Origin of the sequence: Pseudomonas juntendi (assembly GCF_009932375.1) — a bacterium.
GTDB lineage: Bacteria > Pseudomonadota > Gammaproteobacteria > Pseudomonadales > Pseudomonadaceae > Aquipseudomonas > Aquipseudomonas juntendi.
Window position 1 is genome coordinate 1 of sequence record NZ_BLJG01000476.1, and the last position, 299, is coordinate 299.

Genomic DNA, 299 nt, shown 5'->3' on the forward strand with positions numbered 1-299 from the left:
GCGACATGCTGGCCGACGTCGAGGAGCCGACCTTGCCGTTGGGCCATGCCGACGTGCAGGGCGACGGCCGTGCTGTGCAGAGTGCCACGCAAGCCCTCGACGCTGGGCTGGCCGGGCGTTTGCGCAGCCAGGCCCGGCAGCTGGGGGTCAGCGCCGCAAGCCTGATGCACCTGGCCTGGGCCCGTGTGCTCGGCGTGCTGGCCAACCGCGACGACGTGGTTTTCGGCACCGTGCTGATGGGCCGCCTGCAAGGGGGCGCGGGCGCCGACCGCGCCTTGGGCATGTTCATCAATACCTTG

The 299-nt window shown here is 71.2% G+C and carries 1 protein-coding gene; it reads left to right on the forward strand.

Going from position 1 to position 299, the window contains the following annotated elements; genetic code table 11:
• Positions 1–299: condensation domain-containing protein (locus tag GYA94_RS26805; protein ID WP_161893467.1), on the forward strand; the 299-nt coding region annotated here is incomplete at both ends.